The sequence below is a fragment of the Flavobacterium sp. AG291 genome (genome assembly GCF_003350375.1).
Taxonomy (GTDB): Bacteria; Bacteroidota; Bacteroidia; order Flavobacteriales; family Flavobacteriaceae; genus Flavobacterium; species Flavobacterium suzhouense.
Window position 1 is genome coordinate 1 of sequence record NZ_QQAR01000028.1, and the last position, 1,430, is coordinate 1,430.

Annotated in this window: 1 pseudogene; it reads right to left on the minus strand. The window is 52.6% G+C overall.

Annotated features, from left to right (window positions below):
* Positions 1-1,430 (minus strand): annotated as a pseudogene (locus tag DEU42_RS17490) (hypothetical protein); the annotation flags it as partial.

A 1,430-nucleotide genomic window follows, 5' to 3' on the forward strand; every position in this document is an offset into this window, starting at 1 on the left:
GTTACTGTTATGGTCTGGTTGTCGCTAAAGTAGTTGGTCACATAATAACCCCTGCCCACTTTAACGGCCGATCCGCTTTTGATCACTACTGCCGCTGCTGATTCTTCAGACACGCAGCCTGTAGCACTCGTTGCGATTACCGTATAGCTTCCTTCTGCCTGTGCCAGTAAGCTAGGGCCTGTCTGGTTCGGTAGCTCTTCTCCGTTCAGGAACCATCGGAAGCTATGGGTGGCATCAAGGCCTGTATCGATAAGCAGTGGCCTTACCACGGCTTCCGTGCCCATGTCAACACAGATCGTTCCACCGGTGATTACTGGCTCTGGTAATTCCTCTACCGTAATGGTAAAGCTTGTCTTTGCCTTACAGCCGCTCACCGTCGAGGTGTTGGTCACTACTGCCCAGATGGTCATTGTGCCCGCTGTGGTATTGGTATAAGCCTGTGGGTTGGCGATAGGTACATTTACGGCATTAGGGTCGTCAATGTTAGGATCGCTCTCATAATAGGTTACCGTATAGTCGGCCGGATCCTGGCTTCCAAGGATGTCTGGGGTAGCAAGGGTAAGGTCCCAGTAAGTGATAACCCCGTCGTTTGCTCCGTCATAATCACACTCGTTGAATACTGTGGTCACAGGATTCGCTATGGCTGCCTCTTCTACCAGAAGGTCTACTTCCTTAACGATCTCACAGCCTGTTACAAGGTCTACGATCCTTACATAAATAGTAGCCGAACCTCCGCTTACCGGGTAAGCATTCACAGGGATGGCAGGGCTGGTAAGGGCCGCATCGGTAAAGAAGTCAACATCATAATTGGCCGGGTCTACACCCTGTGCTATCAGGATATCGTTGATCTCCTGGGTAAGGTTGAACACATCCGATCCGGTGGTGTTCACCTGGCAGTGGGCAATGTTATCAAGGTCGGCTATCGGTGGCAGCGGGTTAACGATCAGTTGCAGCGTCACTACCTGGTAGCAGCGTGGCTCTGATGGGTTGTTGCTGTTCATCTCTACCCTTACATATACCTCTCCGCCTGCACTTGGGTAGGCTGTCGGGTCGGCTATAGGGTTGGTTCCTGCCTGGGCATCTTCCGCCGTGGCATAGTAGCTCAGTATGTAGTTCGATCCGTTGGCACTGATCTCATTGGCTCTCTGGGTCAGGTCAAATACCTCTGTACCCGGTGTGGCATCGCCATCACACTGCTCAAGAGGTGTCGGGTTGAAGTTCGGCTGCGGTAATGGCAGCACTTTTATGGTAAGGGTCGTGTAGCTCTTACAGCCATCGGTGGTGATCACCTCCACATAAAGTGTTGTCACGGCCTGCGGACCCGGATTGGTATACGATGTAGGATCTGCTATAGGGGTAGCTCCACCCGGTAGCTCAGGGTTGGTCTCATAGTAGTTTACCGTATAACCCTGCCCCTGGCCGGCTGCGCC